General features: G+C 55.4%; 18 protein-coding genes. 3 read left to right on the top strand and 15 right to left on the bottom strand.

Annotated elements, in window-relative coordinates:
- Positions 1-122: 122 nt before the first annotated feature.
- From ETC02_RS03810 to ETC02_RS03780, 7 genes are all read right to left on the bottom strand, one after another.
- Positions 123-1106 carry an alpha-ketoacid dehydrogenase subunit beta gene (locus tag ETC02_RS03810; RefSeq protein ID WP_050367530.1) on the bottom strand — a complete coding sequence of 328 codons (984 nt, stop codon included), beginning with the start codon at positions 1104-1106 and terminating at the stop codon, positions 123-125.
- A gap of 16 nt (positions 1107-1122) precedes the next feature.
- Positions 1123-2118, bottom strand: a complete 996-nt coding sequence (locus ETC02_RS03805; RefSeq protein ID WP_171698068.1) for a thiamine pyrophosphate-dependent dehydrogenase E1 component subunit alpha — start codon at positions 2116-2118, stop codon at positions 1123-1125.
- Positions 2119-2185: 67 nt separating this feature from the next.
- Positions 2186-3607 (bottom strand): dihydrolipoyl dehydrogenase, encoded by a 1422-nt coding sequence (lpdA, locus tag ETC02_RS03800; RefSeq protein WP_050368691.1) that lies wholly within the window; start codon positions 3605-3607, stop codon positions 2186-2188.
- A 62-nt stretch (positions 3608-3669) separates the two neighbouring features.
- The gene (gene buk, locus ETC02_RS03795) at positions 3670-4752 is read right to left on the bottom strand and encodes a butyrate kinase (RefSeq protein ID WP_050367532.1); all 1083 of its coding nucleotides are present in this window, start codon (positions 4750-4752) and stop codon (positions 3670-3672) included.
- A gap of 55 nt (positions 4753-4807) precedes the next feature.
- Positions 4808-5911, bottom strand: coding sequence for a leucine dehydrogenase (locus ETC02_RS03790; RefSeq protein ID WP_033009431.1), 1104 nt, complete (start codon positions 5909-5911; stop codon positions 4808-4810).
- Between the two features lie 20 nt (positions 5912-5931).
- Positions 5932-6831 (bottom strand): phosphate butyryltransferase, encoded by a 900-nt coding sequence (gene yqiS / locus ETC02_RS03785; protein WP_171698067.1) that lies wholly within the window; start codon positions 6829-6831, stop codon positions 5932-5934.
- A 141-nt stretch (positions 6832-6972) separates the two neighbouring features.
- On the bottom strand, positions 6973-9036 hold the full coding sequence (locus ETC02_RS03780; protein WP_171698066.1) for a sigma-54 interaction domain-containing protein: 2064 nt from the start codon (positions 9034-9036) through the stop codon (positions 6973-6975).
- Positions 9037-9175: 139 nt separating this feature from the next.
- Here ETC02_RS03780 and ETC02_RS03775 point away from each other — a divergent pair, with 139 nt between their 5' ends.
- Positions 9176-9424, top strand: coding sequence for a DUF2627 domain-containing protein (locus ETC02_RS03775; RefSeq protein WP_033009427.1), 249 nt, complete (start codon positions 9176-9178; stop codon positions 9422-9424).
- 58 nt (positions 9425-9482) lie between these two features.
- Here the strand turns inward: ETC02_RS03775 and ETC02_RS03770 are convergent, their stop codons facing one another.
- Entirely contained in the window at positions 9483-10211 is a 729-nt protein-coding gene (locus ETC02_RS03770; protein ID WP_171698065.1) for a glycerophosphodiester phosphodiesterase, read from the bottom strand.
- A gap of 109 nt (positions 10212-10320) precedes the next feature.
- Between ETC02_RS03770 and ETC02_RS03765 the strand changes: the two genes are divergently transcribed.
- Positions 10321-10473, top strand: coding sequence for a YycC family protein (locus ETC02_RS03765; RefSeq protein ID WP_064502501.1), 153 nt, complete (start codon positions 10321-10323; stop codon positions 10471-10473).
- A gap of 128 nt (positions 10474-10601) precedes the next feature.
- On the opposite strand, the gene spo0A is transcribed toward ETC02_RS03765, so the two are convergent.
- The 6 genes from spo0A to dxs all read right to left on the bottom strand — a co-directional run bounded on the left by spo0A (position 10602) and on the right by dxs (position 18277).
- A complete protein-coding gene (gene spo0A / locus ETC02_RS03760; RefSeq protein WP_050367534.1) occupies positions 10602-11381 on the bottom strand; it encodes a sporulation transcription factor Spo0A in 780 nt (259 codons plus the stop codon).
- A gap of 289 nt (positions 11382-11670) precedes the next feature.
- The gene (gene spoIVB, locus ETC02_RS03755; RefSeq protein ID WP_171698064.1) at positions 11671-12966 is read right to left on the bottom strand and encodes a SpoIVB peptidase; all 1296 of its coding nucleotides are present in this window, start codon (positions 12964-12966) and stop codon (positions 11671-11673) included.
- A 187-nt stretch (positions 12967-13153) separates the two neighbouring features.
- Entirely contained in the window at positions 13154-14875 is a 1722-nt protein-coding gene (recN, locus tag ETC02_RS03750) for a DNA repair protein RecN (RefSeq protein WP_171698063.1), read from the bottom strand.
- Between the two features lie 126 nt (positions 14876-15001).
- Positions 15002-15451 carry a transcriptional regulator AhrC/ArgR gene (gene ahrC / locus ETC02_RS03745; protein WP_050367536.1) on the bottom strand — a complete coding sequence of 150 codons (450 nt, stop codon included), beginning with the start codon at positions 15449-15451 and terminating at the stop codon, positions 15002-15004.
- 80 nt (positions 15452-15531) lie between these two features.
- Positions 15532-16380: a TlyA family RNA methyltransferase gene (locus ETC02_RS03740; protein WP_033009419.1), complete on the bottom strand. Its 849-nt coding sequence runs from the start codon at positions 16378-16380 to the stop codon at positions 15532-15534.
- Positions 16381-16384: 4 nt separating this feature from the next.
- Positions 16385-18277 carry a 1-deoxy-D-xylulose-5-phosphate synthase gene (gene dxs, locus ETC02_RS03735; RefSeq protein ID WP_033009418.1) on the bottom strand — a complete coding sequence of 631 codons (1893 nt, stop codon included), beginning with the start codon at positions 18275-18277 and terminating at the stop codon, positions 16385-16387.
- Between the two features lie 70 nt (positions 18278-18347).
- On the opposite strand from dxs, the gene ETC02_RS03730 reads away from it, so the two are divergent.
- Positions 18348-18503: a hypothetical protein gene (locus tag ETC02_RS03730; protein WP_157807505.1), complete on the top strand. Its 156-nt coding sequence runs from the start codon at positions 18348-18350 to the stop codon at positions 18501-18503.
- On the opposite strand, the gene ETC02_RS03725 is transcribed toward ETC02_RS03730, so the two are convergent.
- The gene (locus ETC02_RS03725; protein ID WP_047818685.1) at positions 18500-19393 is read right to left on the bottom strand and encodes a polyprenyl synthetase family protein; all 894 of its coding nucleotides are present in this window, start codon (positions 19391-19393) and stop codon (positions 18500-18502) included. The genes ETC02_RS03730 and ETC02_RS03725 overlap by 4 nt on opposite strands.
- Position 19394 lies beyond the last annotated feature (1 nt).

Raw genomic sequence — 19394 nt, 5'->3', positions numbered from 1 at the left:
ATGGTTTCACCTCCTATGTTTATTGTATTCTATTGCCATCCAAAGAAGAAAGAGAAAAACAGAAAAACCGAACGCCATTCATCCCCCACCTGTAGAGGTGGGGGACTTCTGGCTGATTTATGTTAAAACGCCGCGAGTTCACGCATCGCTTTTTCGACTTTTTCCGGGTTGACCATAAAGAACTTCTCCATCGTCGGCGCATACGGCATGGCCGGAACGTCTGGACCGGCAAGGCGCATAATCGGCGCGTCGAGATCAAACAAACAATGCTCCGCGATAATGGCGGCGACTTCGCTCATGACGCTGCCTTCTTTATTGTCTTCCGTAATGAGCAGCACTTTCCCCGTTTTGCTCGCCGCTTCGATGATCGCTTCTTTGTCAAGCGGGTAGACGGTGCGCAAATCGAGCAGATGGACGGAAATACCGTCTTGTGCGACGCGTTCGGCCGCCTGCAAGGCAAAATGGACGCACAGCCCGTACGTGATGACCGTGATGTCCTCTCCTTCACGCTTGACATCAGCTTTGCCGATCGGCAATATGTAGTCGTCTTCCGGCACCTCTCCTTTAATGAGGCGGTAGGCGCGTTTATGCTCGAAAAAGAGCACCGGATCTTCATCGCGAATCGCCGCTTTCAATAATCCTTTTACATCATACGGCGTCGACGGCATGACGATTTTCAGCCCCGGCTGGTTGGCGAAAATCGCTTCCACCGATTGAGAATGGTACAGAGCACCGTGAACACCGCCGCCGTATGGGGCGCGGATGACGATCGGGCAGTTCCAGTCGTTGTTCGAGCGGTAGCGAATGCGCGCCGCCTCCGAAATGATTTGGTTGACCGCCGGCATGATGAAGTCGGCAAACTGAATTTCCGCGATCGGGCGCAGACCGTACATCGCCGCGCCGATGCCGACGCCGACGATCGCCGATTCGGCAAGCGGCGTATCAATCACGCGCTCTTCGCCAAACTGCTCGTACAATCCTTGCGTCGCTTTGAACACTCCGCCTTTTCGGCCGACGTCTTCTCCTAACACAAACACGCGCGGGTCGCGCTCCATCTCTTCGCGAATTGCCATCGTGACCGCATCAATATAGGAAATAACAGGCATCGTCAAATCCCCTCCCTTACTCCTCGGCATACACGTAGCGAAGCGCGTGCTCCGGCTCGGCGTACGGCGCCTTCTCAGCGTAGTCAGTCGCTTCGTTCACTTCCTTCATGACGCGCGCTTGAATTTCTTCATCCCGTTCATCGGTCAAAACGCCCGTTTCTTTCAAATAGTTGGAAAATGTGATGATCGGGTCTTTGGCGCGCACCTCGGCGAGCTCTTCTTCCGTCCGGTAGACGCGATGGTCGTCATCCGACGAGTGCGACGTCAGCCGATACGTCACCGCTTCAATCAACGTTGGCCCTTCGCCGCGGCGGGCGCGGTCGGCCGCTTCCTTGACGACGCGGTATACTTCAAGCGGATCGGTGCCGTCGACCGTATAGCCCGGCATGCCGTAACCGACAGCGCGGTCGGACACTTTTTCGCACGCGAGTTGTTTCGAAATCGGCACGGAAATGGCGTACTGGTTGTTTTCGCACATGAAGATGACCGGAAGCTTGTGAACACCGGCGAAGTTTGCCCCTTCATGGAAGTCGCCTTGGTTCGACGACCCTTCGCCAAAGGTGACAAAAGCGACAAAATCTTTCTTTTCCATTTTCGCCGCTAACGCAAAGCCGACCGCATGCGGCACTTGCGTCGTCACGGGCGAGGAGCCGGTGACGATCCGGTTTTTCTTTTGCCCGAAATGGCCAGGCATTTGCCGGCCTCCGGAGTTCGGGTCTTCCGCCTTGGCGAACGCCGCCAGCATCAATTCTCTCGCCGTCATGCCAAATGTCAACACAACCCCCATATCGCGGTAGTACGGCAGTACATAGTCCTTCGTCCGATCGAGGGCGAACGCCGCGCCGACTTGCGCCGCTTCCTGCCCTTGGCACGAGATGACGAACGGAATTTTTCCGGCGCGGTTTAACAGCCACATCCGCTCATCGAGCTTGCGGGCGAGAAGCATTGTTTCATACATTTCCAACACCGTGTCATCGCTTAATCCGAGCGCTTGATGACGGTTTTGCGCCATCACAACAACCTCCCTTAGATTCACATAGTCAACCAATGATCACGCGCCAAGCTCATGCCGCCACGAACTAAAAATGAATCGCTTTGCCATCGACCGCCAGCGCCGCTTCCGCCATGGCCTCTGACAGCGTCGGATGCGGGTGGATCGCATGGGCCACTTCCCACGGAGCCGCATCAAGCACGCGGGCGAGCCCGGCTTCGGAAATCAAATCGGTCACGTGCGGCCCGACCATATGGACGCCAAGCAGATCGTCCGTGTTCCGGTCGGCGATGAGTTTCACAAACCCTTCCGCCTCACCGAACACAAGCGCCTTGCCAATGGCTTTAAACGGAAATTTGCCGATCTTGACATCATAGCCTTTCGCTTTCGCCTCTTGTTCGGTTAAGCCGACCGCCGCCGCTTCCGGACGGGTGTAAATGCAGCGGGGCACCATCGAATAGTCAATCGGCGCTGGATTGCGCACGGCCAAATGCTCAATGGCGACAATCCCTTCATGGGCAGCGACATGGGCCAGCTGCAGGCCGCCGATGACATCACCGATTGCGTAAATGTGCGATTCTTTCGTTTGGCCGAACTCGTTTGTTTGAATATATCCCTTCTCCACAACAATTTCGGTGTTTTCAAGACCAATTCCTTCAATGTTCGCCTGACGCCCGACGGAAACGAGCATCTTGTCGGCCGCAAACGTTTTCCGCTCGCCTTGATGCTCCGCTTGGATCGTGACGCCGTTTCCTTTCTCGAGCGTTTCCGCGAGCACCCGCGCTCCTGTGACGATGTTGACGCCGCGGCGGCGGAGCAGTTTTTCCATTTCTTTTGAGACATCTTCGTCTTCTGTCGGCAAAATGCGATCGGCATACTCAAGCACGGTGACCTCCACACCGAAATCGTTGAGCATCGACGCCCATTCCATGCCGATGACGCCGCCCCCGACGATCAAGATAGACGACGGAAGCACCTCCATTTGCAGCGCCTCATCCGATGTCATCACGAATTCGCCGTCCGGCTCAAGCCCCGGTAGCGTACGCGGCCGCGAACCAGTGGCAATGACGACGAATTTCGGGACAAGCATTTCGTTTTCACTGCCGTCGTTCATCTCAACCGACACCGTCCCCGGCAGCGGGGAAAAGATCGACGGGCCGAGCAGGCGGCCGATGCCGGCGTACACATCGATCTTCCCTTTTTTCATCAAATGCTGCACACCTTTATGGAGCTGGTCGACAATCGTCGCTTTGCGCGCCTGCACTTTCGCGAAATCAAGGCGCACATCACCGGCGATGACGCCAAACGCCTCGCTATTTTTCGTTTGCGCGTACACTTCCGCACTGCGGAGCAGCGCTTTGGACGGAATGCAGCCGGCGTGCAGGCACGTGCCGCCGAGCTTCCCTTTTTCGACAACCGCCGTTTTCAAGCCGAGCTGCGAGGCGCGAATAGCGGCCACATAGCCACCCGTGCCGCCGCCGAGAATGACGACATCGTATTCTTTTGCCATCTTGTCTTCCCCTTTCTCATCCGTTGCCGCATCAACGCCGGACTGAAACCGGCGAGGCCGCTTCACCCTAAATACGTTTTTTCCTCTTCTTCGCCGCGCAGGACGCGAAGCGCCCCTTCGGCAAGCGCCTGCAGTTCGTTTTCGCCCGGATGGACGATGACATCGGCGATCCATTGCACGCGGCGAGTGATTTGTTCGACAAACGATTTGCCATACGCCAACCCGCCGGTCAAAATGATGACGTCCACTTTGCCCGCCAATACGGCGCTTGCCGCGCCGATTTCTTTCGCCACTTGGTACGCCATCGCCTCATAGACGAGCTTGGCCTTTTCATCGCCGGCTTCGATCATGTTCTCGACTTTCACCGCATCGTTCGTGCCCAAATACCCGACAAGTCCGCCTTGACCGACGAGCATGCGCATCACTTCCTCGCGATAGTAGTCGCCCGAGAAGCATAGCGCCACCAAATCGCCGGCCGGCACCGTCCCGGCGCGCTCCGGGCTGAACGGGCCTTCGCCGTCAAGCCCGTTGTTCACGTCCACCACCCGCCCTTGCTTATGGGCGCCGACCGTGATGCCGCCGCCCATATGAGCGACGATCAAGTTCAGTTCGTCATACCGCTTGCCAAGCTGCTTGGCGACGCGGCGCGCGACCGCTTTTTGGTTTAGGGCGTGGAAAATGCTGCGCCGCTCAATGAGCGGAAAGCCGCTGATCCGGGCGATTGGCTCAAGCTCATCGACGACGACCGGGTCGACGATAAACGCCGGGATGTTTAAGGCCGAGGCGATCTCATGCGCCAAAATGCCGCCGAGGTTGGACGCGTGCTGTCCCGAATAACCGCGGCGCAAATCTTCAAGCATCGCCTCATTGACGCGGTACGTCCCGCCTTCGATCGGGCGGAGGAGCCCACCGCGGCCGCAGACGGCGTTCAACTTCGATAAATTGATCCCTTCTTCATCGAGAGCTTGCAAAATCGTTTGTTTGCGGAACTCATACTGATCCGCAATCGTTTTATATTGCCGAAGCACCTCCGCCTCGTGGCGGATCGTTTTTTCGAGCAATGGCCGTTCGTTTTCAAAGACGCCGATTTTCGTTGACGTCGAACCTGGATTGATCGTTAAAATGCGGAACTTCTGCTCTTGCATCGTTGTCGTCCCTCCGTCATCCGCCGGCGGGGCGGAAGGCCGCCCCGCGCCGCTGTTAGCGGGCGCGACGGCGGCTTAAAATATGGTGACCATTTTGCAAAAATTGACTGCGCGCTTTGCGCATCGTTTCAATCCGTTCTTCCGCCATCCGGTCGGCGGCCACATACGTTGGAATGTTGTCGCGCTTGGCGATGGCAAACACTTTTTCGATGTTGTCATAAATTTGCTCGATTTTTTTCATCGCCCGTTCCCGATTGTAGCCGTACAGTTCGTCCGCGACATTGATGACGCCGCCGGCGTTGATCACATAATCCGGGGCATAGACGATGCCCATTTCATGGATGATGTCGCCATGGCGCGGCTCTTTCAGCTGGTTGTTCGCCGATCCGGCGATCACTTTCGCTTTCAGTTGCGGAATCGTTTGATCGTTGATGATGCCGCCGAGCGCGCATGGAGCAAAAATGTCGCACTCCACGCCGTAAATGTCGTTCGGGTCGACCGCTTTCGCCCCAAATTCCTCGACCGCGCGCGCCACCGCTTCCTTGTTGATGTCGGTAACGATGAGTTTCGCTCCTTCTTCGTGCAAATGGCGGCATAAATGGTAGGCGACATTGCCAACCCCTTGGACGGCGACAACTTTTCCTTCAAGCGAATCGCTGCCAAACGCTTCCTTCGCCGCCGCTTTCATCCCGCGATATACGCCGTAGGCGGTCGCCGGCGATGGGTTGCCGGATGAGCCGAATTCGGGCGAAATGCCGGTGACATAGTCGGTTTCTTGATAGATGATATCCATATCGGCGACGGTCGTGCCGACGTCTTCCGCCGTGATGTAGCGGCCGTTCAGCCCTTGAATGAAGCGGCCGAACGCCCGGAACATCGCTTCGTTTTTATCTTTGCGCGGGTCGCCGATGATGACCGTTTTGCCCCCGCCCAAGTTGAGGCCGGCGGCCGCGTTTTTGTACGTCATGCCGCGGGCGAGGCGCAAGGCGTCTTCAAGCGCTTCTTCTTCCGAATTGTACATCCACATGCGCGTCCCGCCGAGCGCCGGGCCGAGCGTTGTGTCATGAATGGCAATGATCGCTTTCAAACCCGATTCTTTATCTTGGCAAAACAGCACTTGCTCATAATCGTAAGTTTCCATATATTTGAACAATTCCATCTCAGATGGCCTCCTTCTTTTCATTTCGCTGCCGAACAGATGGCGAGCGCCAACGAATACAGTTTGCTTTCCGCCGAGTCGGCGCGCGACGTCAAGACGATCGGCGCCTTCGCCCCAGCGATGACCGCGCCGACTTTGGCTTTTGCAAAGTAGACGAGCGACTTGTACAACATGTTGCCGGATTCAATGTCCGGCACGAGCAAAATATCAGCCTGTCCAGCCACTTCGCTTTCAATTCGTTTATGCTTCGCCGCCGTCATGGACACTGCATTGTCCAAGGCAAGCGGCCCGTCAAGCAGGCAATGTTCGATTTGTCCCCGCTTTTGCATCATCGCGAGCACCGCTGCATCAAGTGTTGCCGGCATGGCCGGATTGACCGTCTCCACCGCCGCCAGCGCCGCGACTTTCGGACGCTCGATGCCGATGGAACGCGCCACGCTGACGGCATTGTTCACAATTTGCACTTTTTGCTCGAGATCGGGGGCGATGTTCATGGCCGCGTCGGTCACGATGACCAGCCGTTCGAACGCCGGCACGTCAAACACCGCGACATGGGACAACACCTTTCCTGTGCGCAACCCATACTCCTTGTTCAAGACCGCTTTCAGCAGCGTTGCCGTCGGCACATGCCCTTTCATCAACGCATCCGCCTCGTTCAAATGGACGGCGCGCACCGCCAGTTCGGCCGCTTGGGCGACCGAATTGGCGTGAACGATGTCGACATCGGCAAAACGCGCCCCCCCTTTTTCTTTGAGCAACCGTCCGATTCGCTCCCGGTCTCCGTACAGCACAAACCGGCCGAGGCGATGCTCGAGCGCCATCGCCACCGCTTCGATCACTTCCTCATCCTCGGCGGCGGCCACGGCCACCGTCCGACCTTGACATTGACTTGCTTCCTCGATTAATGTGTTCAACTTCATCGTCTGCACCAACCTTTTCTGCCAATCCGTCGAGGCACTTCTTTATATGCAAAAACCATGCCAATCACCAATACGTGAAAGCGCTTTATGAAATAAAGGCTGTTGAAGTTCGTTTGTGCAATATTTTTCACTATACGCAAATTATTGCACGCTGTTTTTGTCAATGTTGTATTTTTCAAGCTTGTAGTATAAATTGCGCACCGAAATGCCGAGCGCGCGGGCCGCTGCTGTTTTATTGCCGCGATGACGCCGGAGCGCCTCTTCGAGCAATTGGGCTTCATACCGGCCAAGCATCTCGTCAAGCGGCCGGAACTCCCCTTCCGTTTCGGGGCGAACCGACGGCGCGGCCGACGGCGCGGAAAGCGGCGGCAAATGCGAAATATCGATCATCACTTCATGAAACTTCATGAAAATCATCGCCCGCCCGAGCACGTTTTCGAGCTCGCGGACATTTCCTGGCCAATCATAGGCAAGAAGCTTCACCATCGCTTCATCCGTGACACCTTCGACGTTGCGCCCGTAATCTTGGTTCAGCTTTTGGATCAAATGCCGGCAAAGCGCTGGAATGTCTTCCTTGCGGGCGCGCAGCGGCGGGATGTAAATCGGCATCCGATTGAGCCGATAGTATAAGTCTTCGCGAAAGGCTCCTTCGGCAATCGCTTTTTCAAGGTTGACGTTCGTGGCGGCGATGACGCGGACGTTGATCGGAATCGGCTTCGTCCCGCCGACGCGAACGATCTCCCGCTCCTGCAAAACGCGGAGCAGCTTCGCCTGCGTGCTGGCCGACAGCTCGCCGATTTCATCGAGGAAAATGCTGCCGTTGTTCGCCTCTTCAAACAGCCCGCGCTTGCCGCCGCGCCGCGCACCAGAAAACGCTCCTTCCTCATAGCCAAACAGTTCGCTTTCTAATAATGTTTCCGGAATCGCGGCGCAATTGACACGGATGAACTTGTTATACTTCCGGTCGCTCGCGTTGTGAATGGCGTGGGCGAACAGCTCTTTGCCTGTGCCCGATTCCCCTCGCAGCAAAATCGTCGCCGGTGTTTTCGCCGCCAGTTTCGCCTGTTCAATGGCCACTTTCATTTCTTCCGATTCGCCGATAATATCCGCAAATGAATATTTCGCTTCAAGCGTGCGGATGATTTGCCGCGCCCGGTTGAGTTCAGCCGTCAGCCGCTGGATTTCCGATACATCATGAATGACACCGACGCTTCCTTTGAGCACTCCGTCAACGATAATCGGCGCGACATTGACGATGACATCGCGGTTTTTTGGGCCGACTTTCATGCGCGCGCCGCGCACCGGACGGCGCGTTTTGAGCACTTGCATATGCATGCTTTCCCCTTCCGCGATGTCGGCGGTCGCCGGTTTGCCGATCACATCCTCTTCCGTCAAACCGGTCAGCCTTGTATACGCCGGATTGATTAAAATGCCGTTGCCGTTTTCATCAACGACAGAGATCGCTTCTTCTGATGAATGGATGATCGCCTCAAGCATCATGCGGATTTCCTTTAGGTCGGTGATTTCTTCCGCCAATGCGACGAGTTCGGTAATATCTTTGAACACCGCCAACGCCCCGAACAATTTGCCGCTGTCGTCAATAATCGGGATGCGGGTGGCGATAATTTTTTTCCCGTTGGCTAGCTCCACCTCTTGATGAAATTCCGTCTGCCTCGTTTTCAGCACGCGCGGCAAGCCGCTTGACGGCAACACGGATAAAATATGGCGGCCGATCACCACGTCCTTGTCCACTCCGAGAAGCTGGGCGGCGCTTTCATTCATATCGGTAATGTAAGCATATTCATCAACGACAATCATGCCATCGTGGGACGAGTGAAAGATGAGAGCGCGCCGGGCCGCCTCGCTTTTCAACTTGGCGATGAGCGCTTCCTTTTCCTCGACGAGCTCCGCCATCATTCGCGCGACGGCGCTTGGGACGATATTCGCCCCCTTGGGCGCCTGCTGGCGGATTGACTCAAGAACGTCTGCCCTCCCGGTCGTTTCAATAATCAAATCAAGCGGCTCATCCATCCATGGGCGCCAGTCGCGGCCAACCGCAATGCCCCATTTGCGCGCCAATTGCAGCCCCGGGGCGTTGTCATCAACATCAATGACGGCCACGACGTCAAACCCTGACGCTTCATGGAGCAGTTTCAGCAACGAGGTTCCTCGCGAATCCGCCCCGATGATGATCACGTTTTTCATCCTGTTCCCCCACATTTCATCCTATGCCAAATTTTGCAGACAGTTTTATCATACCCGCTTTTTCGTTCCTTGACAAATGACGGATAACGGTTATGATAATCGGTGAAGTGATTTCTGCTGGGAAAGGGACGCGATCGCGATGGGGCGAATGATTGCGCTGTTCATTTTAGTCGTTCCGGGGCTGGCGGCGGCGCTCGGCATTAAATGGATGCGCGATGCGTTGTTTGGCATCATGCAGCCGCCGTTTGCCGCCTTATGGCTGCAATTTCTCGCCGGGCTTGTGCTGTTTGCGGCCGGGTTGGCGTTTATCGGCGGGTTTTTGCTGCACCGCGACCGAAAACGGAACAAAGTGCAGGCGCGTTTTCAACGAAAACGAAAAACGCCTTGATTCGGAATTAGAAACCATCCATTTCAAGGCAAGCCAAAAAACGCCTTAACGGTTTTCGTTAAGGCGTTTTCTCCTTCCATTCCTTCGCTTGACGCGGATAGTCGGTGAAAATCGCATCCACTTTATAGGCGAACATCGTCTTCGCCGTTTTCGGCTTGTTCACCGTAAAGGGCCGGACTGCGACGCCGCGGCGCCGCGCATCCGCGGCGAAGTCCGCCGTCACCGTTCGGTGGTACGGATGCACCCCGCCTGCGCTCATCGCCTGCACATACGTCCACGGGTCATAGAGCGGCTCCATATAAAGAAGCGCCGTTTCGATCTCCGGCGCCAACTGGCGGCAAAGATGCATGCTGTTATGGTTGAACGATGAGAAAATCGTCCGGTTCTCAAGTCCATAGCGGCGCACAACGGCGATCACCTTTTGCTCAAGCCTTTCATAAGCCACGAGGCTGTTTTTCAGCTCAATGTTGACTAAAAGCCGTGTCGGCGCCAGCCAGGCGAGCACTTCCTCGAGATGGGGAATCGGGCAATGGCCGTAACGGCCGTCCCATTTCGCTGCTGCGTTGAATTTGCGGAGTTCGCGGTATAGGATGTCTTTGACCCAGCCGCTGCCGTCCGTCGTCCGGTCGACCGTTTCGTCATGAATGACGACCGGTTCGCCGTCTTTCGTCAGCTGCACATCGAGCTCAATGCCATCCGCCCCCGCCTTCAGCGCTTCTTCAAACGCTGCCATCGTATTTTCCGGATGGGTTCCCGCCGCTCCGCGGTGGGCAAAAATATATGTCATACCGTTTCTTCCTTTCCCATATATTCGCCATTTGGCCGACAAAGCTGGCCGAATGCGGCAGTGATCGGTTATACTAAAAGTAATGTATGAAGCACCGGAGGGGAAGATGATGCAGCCGCTGAAAATTTCCTTGGAGACGGCGCAAAAGCTGGCAAAAGCGCTCGGCGTGCCGATCGAGCAAGTGATGCACATGCCGCCGCATATTTTGATGAAAAAATTGCTCGAACTTGAGAAAAAGGAAACAGAGCATGACGAACCGTAGCGGCCCGCCCTCATCAACGGGTGGCTTGGCGTTTCGAGTAGGCGCCCGGCCGCAAAAAAGGCCGGCGCCAAAAAGCCGGTCAACCGCTTTTTCGGCCCGCCTCTTTTGCCTTCACCGCGTTCCGCCCTTTATGACGCTTTATGCTCAAGCCGCAGTTTGTCGGCCACCATGGCGATGAATTCGGAGTTGGTCGGTTTGGCTTTCGAGACGCTGACCGTATAGCCGAACAGCGATGAGATCGATTCGAGATTGCCGCGGCTCCAGGCGACTTCGATCGCATGGCGGATCGCCCGTTCGACCCGGCTTGCCGTTGTGTTGTATTTTTTGGCGATGTCCGGGTACAGCACTTTCGTGATCGAGCCGAGCAGCTCGATGTCGTGATAGACCATGGCGATGGCCTCGCGCAAATACAAATAGCCTTTAATGTGGGCTGGAACGCCGATTTCATGGATGATGCTCGTAATGCTCGCGTCCAAGTTTTTCGGCTTGTTGTCGCGCACTTGGGGCGCCGTGGCTGCTTTCCTCACAACCGGCGTCGTTTTGCCGTAAACTTGCCGAATATGGTGGACTAAGTTTTCCATGTCAAACGGCTTTAAAATGAAATAGGAAGCCCCGAGTTCAACCGCCTTTTTCGTCACGTCTTCCTGGCCAAACGCCGTCAGCATAATGACATTGGGCTGATGTTCGAAGCCGGCGCGGATTCTCTCCAAAACAGCCAGTCCGTCCAAATGCGGCATAATGATGTCCAACAGCAAAATATCCGGCCGCTTTTCCTCAAGCATCTGCAGGCAGTCCTGGCCATTGTACGCCGTGCCGATCACCTCCATGTCCGGCTGGCTCGAAATATATTCATCAAGCAATGACACCAATTCACGATTATCGTCGGCAATGCACACTTTAATGCTCAACCTGATCGTCCTCCCCCACATTTTCTTCCTATGTAACTTTCCGTTAACGTACATTCGACAGCAGCAGCAAAAAATCCTTTTCTTTTTCACAAATTAACGGAAAATAAAAATTATAGCAAAAGATGAGCTTTTTAGACAATATTCGTTTTTTTAACCATGTATTTGTCGAAAAATCTTTACACGTTCCATTTTAACGGATGTTTCACCAAATATCTATGCCCAATCGGCAAAATATTTGCCGTCTTTTTTGAAAAATTTTTGGGCTGCAAAAAAGCGAGCTGACTCGCGGTCAGCTCGCCTTTTTTTGACGGCCATATAGATCGATTCCTGCTTCTTGTAGCATCCATTCAATATGGACGCCGTATCCCGATGTCGGATCGTTGACAAACACATGCGTCACCGCACCGACAAGTTTGCCGTCTTGAATGATCGGGCTGCCGCTCATGCCTTGAACGATGCCGCCCGTTTTCTTGAGCAGGCGCGGATCGGTGACGCGGATGACGAGTCCTTTTGTGGCTGGAAACTTTTGTGGAACGTTGCTGACAATTTCAACGTCAAATTGCTCCACCTTGTCGTTTTCGACCACTGTCAATATTTTCGCCGGTCCTTCTTTCACCTGGCTGGCCAAAGCGATCGGAATCGGTTTCGTGAACGGGCTGTCCGGCAATGGCTTTGTCAGTTTGCCAAAAATGCCAAACGGACTGTTATTCATCACCGTGCCGATCACCTCTTCGCCATCGGAGAAGCGGGCTAACTTTTCGCCTGGGTTGCCGCTCGTCCCTTTTTCAATGGAGGTGACAGTCGAGCGCATAATTTGCCCATTTTGCACCAAAATCGGCTTTTTCGTATCCATGTCGGAAATAACATGGCCGAGCGCACCGTACGTTTTCGATTTTGGGTCATAGAACGTCATCGTCCCGATGCCGGCGGCGGAATCACGAATATACAAGCCGATGCGGTACACGTCGTCATGCTTGTCTTTCAGCGGAACGAGCTTCGCTGTGACGGAGTGCTGATCGCGCAGAATGGTGAGATGAAGCGGTTTTCCGGTTTTGCCGGCTTCCTCAATGAAAGGGGAGAGATCGCTCATGTTTTCAATTTTTTGCCCGTTAATGGCGGTGATCACGTCGCCGATTTGGATGCCGGCCGCCTCCCCCGGGGACTTCTTTCCGTTTTCTGTTTCGACTAAGTGGTAGCCGACCACAAGCACCCCAACTGTATTGAGTTTGACGCCGATCGATTGCCCGCCGGGGATGACTTTCAGCGTCGGCAACACATTGACATCCACTTGTTTAATCGGCATTCCGGCGACCTGCAAAACCAACGTTTCTTCTCCGCGCTGTTTCGCTTTTACAGACAACGAACCGTTTTTTTGCTCAACATTGAGCGTTTCGGGAGCGTTTCGGTCATGGACGGCCGCTTGCACTGGAAGGGATGACGCCCGAAATTCGACCGTATCGCCTTCAAACAGCACAAGCTGCTTTGGAATTTGCCAATATTCTTTCATCGGTTTGGCAAAACCGATCGCCATCAGCATGCCTAGGAGAAGCACTCCTGCTATGTTTCGGGCCATTTCTTTCTTCAATGTCGTTCACTCTCCTCGCTCCCGCCTACACCATACAAAAACGGTTACAGTTTTAATTTTGCCTGAACAGGGGAAAATATAATCGCAACGCTTATAAAAAAAGCTGCCCGGATTGGATGGACTTTCATCCGGGCAGCCCATTGCCTCGCAGCGAGGGCAACGGCCCGACGGGGGGCGGACAGCAAGGCTATCGCTTCATTTTCGCCGCCAGCTCGAGCAGCTCTTTGGCATGCTGCTTCGTCAGTTCGGTCATCTCCACGCCGGAAATCATCCGTCCGATTTCCTTCACCTTCTCCTCCTCGTCGAGCTTTTTCACGGCCGTTTTGGTCCGCGTTCCGTCCGTTTCCTTCACGATCAACAGATGCGTGTCCGCCATGGCGGCGACTTGCGGCAGGTGGGAAATGCAAAGCACTTGCGACTGGCTGGCGATGCGGTAAATTTTTTCGGCGATCGCCTGGGCGACCCGGCCGCTGACGCCGGTGTCGACTTCATCAAAAATAATCGATGTCACGCCTTGGTGTTTCGAAAAAATCGTCTTCAATGCGAGCATAATGCGCGACAGCTCGCCGCCTGAAGCAGTTTTGGCAAGCGGCTTCAGCGGCTCGCCGACGTTCGTCGACAGGTAAAATTCGACAATATCGATGCCGTCTTCCGCAAATTTGACCGGCACGCCGTCGACCAGCGGGGCGTCGAGCGGGCCTTCGCGTTTGGCGAAGACGATGTCAAACTGCGTTTTTTCCATGTACAAATCTTTCAATTCTTGCTGAATGCGCTCAATCAGCTGCCGGGCGTACGCCTGGCGGATGCTGGTCACCTTTTTCGCCTCGGCAAGCAATTTGCCGGTCACGTCGGCAAGCTGCCGCTCGAGGTCGTGCACATGCATGTCGCGGTTTTCAATCGTCTCGATTTCTTCGGCGATCGCTTCGGCATACTGCAAAATATCGGCGATCGTCGCTCCGTACTTCCGTTTTAATTGCTGGATTTCCGCAAGGCGGCTTTCAATGGCGTCAAGCCGCACCGGGTCGTATTCAAGCTCTTCAAGTTGATCGCGCAGCCTATACATGACTTCCTCGAGCAAATAGTAGCTGTTGGCCACCATTTCATGCGCCTCTTTAAGTTCCGCGTCCATCGCGGCGACGTCCTCGAGATGGCCCATCGCCTGGCCGACCGAATCCAAGCCGCGTCCTTCGCCGGCGAGCGCTTCGTAGCTATGCTGAATGGCTTGATAAATTTTTTGGAAATTCACAATCCGCACTTTTTCTTCCATCAGCCGCTCGTCTTCGCCAATCTCGAGCCCGGCTTGTTCGATTTCGCGCAGCTGAAACGTCAGCAAATCGAGCCGATGCGCCATTTGCTGCTCATTTTCACTCAGCTTTTTCAACTTTTTTACCAACGCTTCACGCTCTTCATACAGAGCGCGATAACGCGCCAGCGCCGCCGCCGTTTCCGCGCCGCCAAACTCATCGAGAAGCGGCAGATGGCGGGATGGATCCATCAGCTCTTGATGCTCATGCTGACCGTGAATATCGACGAGCGTCGAACCGATGTCGCGCAGCACGGCGGTGGTGACGAGCTTGCCGTTGATGCGGCAGATGCTTTTGCCGCTCGCCAAAATGTCGCGGCGGAGCACCACCATCCCATCGCTGACATCAACGCCAATGTCCGCACATTTTTGGCAGCATGGATGGCGGTCGTCATCAAGCAAAAACAGCCCTTCGATTTCCGCCTTTTCCGCTCCAAAGCGGACAAATTCAGCGGAGCCGCGTCCGCCGATCAACAAATGAATCGCGTCGATGATGATCGATTTGCCGGCTCCCGTTTCGCCGGTTAACACCGTCAGCCCTTTGTCAAACGACAACGAGAGCGACTCGATAATGGCGAAATTTTTAATCGACAGCTCGGCGAGCATTTCACCACTCCTTGCCTGTCCGATTGATTCCACTTTTGATTATAGCACGTATGTTCGGATTTGCAAACGAGGACCGCCCTGTCGTTCCGTCCTTGAACGTGGAACGGAAGCTGGGCCGGTCCTCGCCTAGAGCATGGACAACAGCTGGTCGGACACTTTTTCCGCATCTTTCGGAGTACGGCAGATGATCAGGCACGTATCGTCGCCGCAAATCGTACCGACGATTTCGTCCCAGTCCAAGTTATCGAGCAGAACGCCGATGGCGTGGGCGTTGCCCGGCAGCGTCCGCAGCACGAGCAAGTTTCCGGTTCCGTCAAGCTTAATGAACACGTCAACGAGCGCCCGCTTCAGTTTTTGCAGCGGGTTGAAGCGCTGATCGGACGGAAGGCTGTACTTATAGCGGCCGTTGGCCATCGGCACTTTGACAAGCTGCATCTCCTTAATGTCGCGCGAGACGGTCGCCTGTGTGACGTTGAAGCCGGCTTCCCTCAGCCGGTCGACCAGCTCGTCTTGCGTCTCGATGTCGTTGTTCATGATAATCTCGCGAATTTTAATATGCCTTTGCCCTTTGTTCAAATCGCGCCACCTCCTCGTTCCCTAAGATGCGCAGTCGCGGCCCCGTCCGGCTGGGGGCGGGACTTCTTTCCGACGGTTGCTTAGGCGCCGTTTTCTTCCCCCTCTTTAAGGCTGAGGCGGGCGTGCGCTTCGCTGACGACGTCTGCAATCGGCTTGGCGAGCCGGTTTTCGCCTTCCCGCTCTTCGCCGGAATAGACGGCATGAAGCAAAAACTCGATATTGCCGTCGCCGCCAGTGATCGGCGAGTACGACAAATGAAGAACATCGAACCGTTCCGCGCAGGCAAACTGAACGATCGACTCCAGTACGTCGCGATGAACGGCCGGATCGCGGACGATTCCTTTTTTGCCAACCTTTTCTTTCCCTGCTTCAAACTGCGGTTTGACAAGCGCAATAACATCGCCGCCTGGAACGATGACCGTCTTGACGACCGGCAAAATGAGCCGAAGTGAAATAAACGACACATCGATGACCGCCACTTCCGGCAGCCCTTTTGTAAACAAATCCGGCGTCGCGTAGCGGAAGTTCGTCCGCTCCATGACGACGACGCGCTCATCTTGACGCAGCTTCCAGGCGAGCTGGTTGTAGCCGACATCGACCGCATAGGACAGTTTCGCCCCATGCTGCAAGGCGCAATCGGTGAAGCCGCCGGTCGAGGCGCCGATATCGAGGACAATTTTTCCTTTAACGCTGATCTGAAATTCGCGCAACGCTTTTTCGAGCTTCAAGCCGCCGCGGCTGACGTACGGGAGCGGGTTGCCTTTCACTTCAAGCGGGATATCCGTTGGCACTTTCTCTCCGGGCTTGTCGAGCCGGATGTCGTTCGAGTAGACGAGGCCGGCCATGATCGCCCGCTTCGCTTTTTCACGCGTTTCCGCCAGCCCGCGTTCAACAAGCAGCACATCGAGCCGTTCTTTTTTCCCTTTCATCGTCTCAAGCCCTTTTCTGTTTTCTTGGCGCCATCGTTTTAATGCGGTCAACGATATGCGCGGCTGTCAGCCCAATTTCGCGCAGCAGCTCGCTGACGCTTCCGTGCTCAATAAACCGGTCAGGGATGCCCATCCGCTCGATCACCGCCTGATGGTAGCCGCGGTCATGGGCAAATTCAAGCACGGCGCTGCCAAAGCCGCCCTGCAGCACAGCTTCCTCGATCGTCAAAATCGGCAGGCGGCTTTCGAGCAGTTCAAGCAGCACCGCTTCGTCCATCGGCTTAATAAAGCGGGCGTTGACGACTTTGACCGAGACGCCTTCTTTCGCCAATTGGTCGGCAGCCTCAAGCGCCATGGAGATCGTTGTCCCAAACGTCAAGATCGCCGCATCGCGGCCATCGCGCAGCACTTCCCACGTGCCGATCGGAATCTCTTTCAGCTCCTCGTCAAGCGGAACGCCCAGGCCGTTTCCGCGCGGGAAACGCATGGCAATCGGCCCGTCATCGTAGCGGATAGCCGTATACACCATGTGCTGGCCTTCATTTTCATCTTTTGGCATCATCAGCACCAAGTTCGGCACATGGCGCAAAAAGGCGATGTCAAACACCCCCTGGTGCGTTTCGCCGTCGGCGCCGACAAGCCCGGCGCGGTCAATGGCGAAAAAGACGTTTAAGTTTTGCCGGCATACGTCATGGACGACTTGGTCGTACGCGCGCTGCAAAAACGTCGAATAAATGGCCAAAAACGGTTTCATCCCTTGCGTCGCCAGCCCGGCCGCCAGCGTCGTCGCATGCTGTTCGGCAATGCCGACATCAAACATCCGATCCGGAAATTCGCTTGCAAACCCTTCCAGCTTCGATCCGACCGGCATCGCCGGCGTAATGGCCACGATGCGCGGATCCGTGCGCGCGAGCCGGCGCACCGTTTCGCTGACAAGCGCGCTCCACGACGGCCCGGCTTCCTTCGTTTTCACAAACGCACCAGTTTCAATTTTGTACGGGCCGGTGCCGTGCCACGTTCCCACTTTGTCGTTTTCCGCCGGACTGTAGCCTTTCCCTTTTTTCGTGATCACATGCACGAGCACCGGACCTTTCATTTTCTTCGCATAACGCAAATTTTCAAACAGATCATCAAAATCATGACCGTCCACCGGTCCTAAATACGTAAACCCGAGCTCTTCGAAAAACACGCCGGAAACGAGCAAGTATTTTAAACTGTCTTTCAAACGTTCGGCCGTGGCCGCCAGCTTGCCGCCGACCGCCGGGATGCGCTTGAGCAACAATTCAAGCTCATCTTTCACCCACTGATATTTGCCGGCTGTTCGCAACCGTCCGAGGATGTTGTGCAGCGCCCCGACGTTCGGGGCGATCGACATTTCGTTGTCATTTAAAATGACAATCATATCCGTTTTTTCATGGCCGATATGGTTGAGCGCCTCGAGCGCCATGCCGCCGGTGAGCGCCCCGTCGCCGATGATCGGCACGATGTATTCATCCGTCCCTTTTAAATCGCGGGCGATCGCCATGCCCATCGCTGCCGACAGCGACGTTGAGCTATGGCCTGTTTCCCAGACATCGTGCTCGCTTTCGCTCCGCTTCGGGAAGCCGGACAACCCCTTGTACTGGCGGAGCGTGTCGAACTCAGCGGCGCGCCCCGTCAAAATTTTATGCACATACGCTTGATGCCCGACATCCCAAATGAGTTTGTCTTTCGGGCTGTCAAACTCCCGGTGCAGGGCGATCGTCAGCTCGACGACCCCTAAATTTGGGCCGATGTGTCCTCCCGTTTTGGACAGCTTTTCAATTAAAAACCGCCGAATCTCGGCGCTTAACTGTTTCAGTTCCGGAATGGACATCGTTTTTAACACGCGCGGATGTTCAATTTTCGTCAAATCCAAATGAGATCACTCGCTTTCATTCGGTCATTCTCCGAGCCGATTCCCTAGAATACAGGTAGTATTATTATACATGATTCGCCACGAAAAATCGACTTTTGCCGCCAACGCCGGCCTTGGCGCCACTGTATGGCCGCGGCGCGAAGATGAAAGACCCATCATGGGGCGGAAGCAAAAAAGCAACACAGCCGCCCTTGCTCCGAAGCAAGGGCGGCCGTTCCGCTTTTAATGGTCGCGGGCGGCGACCAGTTCGCAAATATAGGCGAGCGCGGCGCCGTCAACGTCGGCGTGCCGTAAATGGCGCTGCGCCGCCTCGATATGGAACGCCAACTTTTCCTTCGCGCCGGCAAGCGACAGCAGCGCTGGATACGTCGCTTTGTTGTTGCTTTGGTCGCTGCCGACCGGCTTGCCGATTTTTTCTTCTGCCCCTTCAATATCGAGAATATCATCGCGAATTTGAAAGGCAAGGCCTAGATGGGCGGCGAATTCGTCAAGCTCCCGCGTTTGCCGGGCATCAGCGCCGCCGATCAAGGCGCCGGCGTGCACGCTGTATTGCAGCATTTTCCCGGTTTTATGCCGATGGATGTATTCGAGCTCCGAAAGCGTCAGCGTTTTCCCCTCTCCTTCCATATCGGCTGCCTGACCGGCGACCATCCCTTCCGGACCGGCCGCTTTCGCCAGCCGTTCGATGAGCCGAAGCCGGACGGAAGGAGGGATGCGCTCATCGTCGATTTCGGCGATCAATTGAAACGCGTACGTCAACAACCCGTCCCCCGCCAAGATGGCCATCGCCTCGCCGAACACTTTATGGTTCGTCGGCTTGCCGCGCCGCAAATCATCGTTGTCCATGCTCGGCAAATCATCATGGATCAAAGAGTACGTATGGATCATTTCAATCGCGCAGGCGACGGGCAATCCGACCGCCGGGTCTTTGCCGAGCGCCCGAACGGTGGACAGAAGCAGCAACGGACGGATTCGTTTGCCGCCGGCCTCCAATGAGTACGCCATCGCCTTTTTCAGCTTCGCCGGCCCTTCTAAGCGCTCTATATAACGGGAGAGCGCTGTTTCCACCGCCTGTTTTTGCTCGTTGAGAAACTGTTCAACTGAAAGCTGCGCCACC

The sequence above is a fragment of the Geobacillus sp. DSP4a genome (genome assembly GCF_013096875.1).
Classification (GTDB): domain Bacteria; phylum Bacillota; class Bacilli; order Bacillales; family Anoxybacillaceae; genus Geobacillus; species Geobacillus thermophilus.
The sequence above is the reverse complement of the archived record's forward strand: the minus strand, read 5'-3'. Positions and strand labels throughout refer to the sequence as shown.

Excerpts from the sequence above, each read along its gene's own strand:
- ETC02_RS03810 (WP_050367530.1), bottom strand. The coding sequence starts at position 1,106 with ATGCCTGTTATTTCCTATATTGATGCGGTCACGATGGCAATTCGCGAA.
- ETC02_RS03805 (WP_171698068.1), bottom strand. The coding sequence starts at position 2,118 with ATGGCGCAAAACCGTCATCAAGCGCTCGGATTAAGCGATGACACGGTG.
- lpdA (WP_050368691.1), bottom strand. The coding sequence starts at position 3,607 with ATGGCAAAAGAATACGATGTCGTCATTCTCGGCGGCGGCACGGGTGGC.
- buk (WP_050367532.1), bottom strand. The coding sequence starts at position 4,752 with ATGCAAGAGCAGAAGTTCCGCATTTTAACGATCAATCCAGGTTCGACG.
- ETC02_RS03790 (WP_033009431.1), bottom strand. The coding sequence starts at position 5,911 with ATGGAATTGTTCAAATATATGGAAACTTACGATTATGAGCAAGTGCTG.
- yqiS (WP_171698067.1), bottom strand. The coding sequence starts at position 6,831 with ATGAAGTTGAACACATTAATCGAGGAAGCAAGTCAATGTCAAGGTCGG.
- ETC02_RS03780 (WP_171698066.1), bottom strand. The coding sequence starts at position 9,036 with ATGAAAAACGTGATCATCATCGGGGCGGATTCGCGAGGAACCTCGTTG.
- ETC02_RS03775 (WP_033009427.1), top strand. The coding sequence starts at position 9,176 with ATGGGGCGAATGATTGCGCTGTTCATTTTAGTCGTTCCGGGGCTGGCG.
- ETC02_RS03770 (WP_171698065.1), bottom strand. The coding sequence starts at position 10,211 with ATGACATATATTTTTGCCCACCGCGGAGCGGCGGGAACCCATCCGGAA.
- ETC02_RS03765 (WP_064502501.1), top strand. The coding sequence starts at position 10,321 with ATGCAGCCGCTGAAAATTTCCTTGGAGACGGCGCAAAAGCTGGCAAAA.
- recN (WP_171698063.1), bottom strand. The coding sequence starts at position 14,875 with ATGCTCGCCGAGCTGTCGATTAAAAATTTCGCCATTATCGAGTCGCTC.
- ETC02_RS03740 (WP_033009419.1), bottom strand. The coding sequence starts at position 16,380 with ATGAAAGGGAAAAAAGAACGGCTCGATGTGCTGCTTGTTGAACGCGGG.
- ETC02_RS03730 (WP_157807505.1), top strand. The coding sequence starts at position 18,348 with ATGATTCGCCACGAAAAATCGACTTTTGCCGCCAACGCCGGCCTTGGC.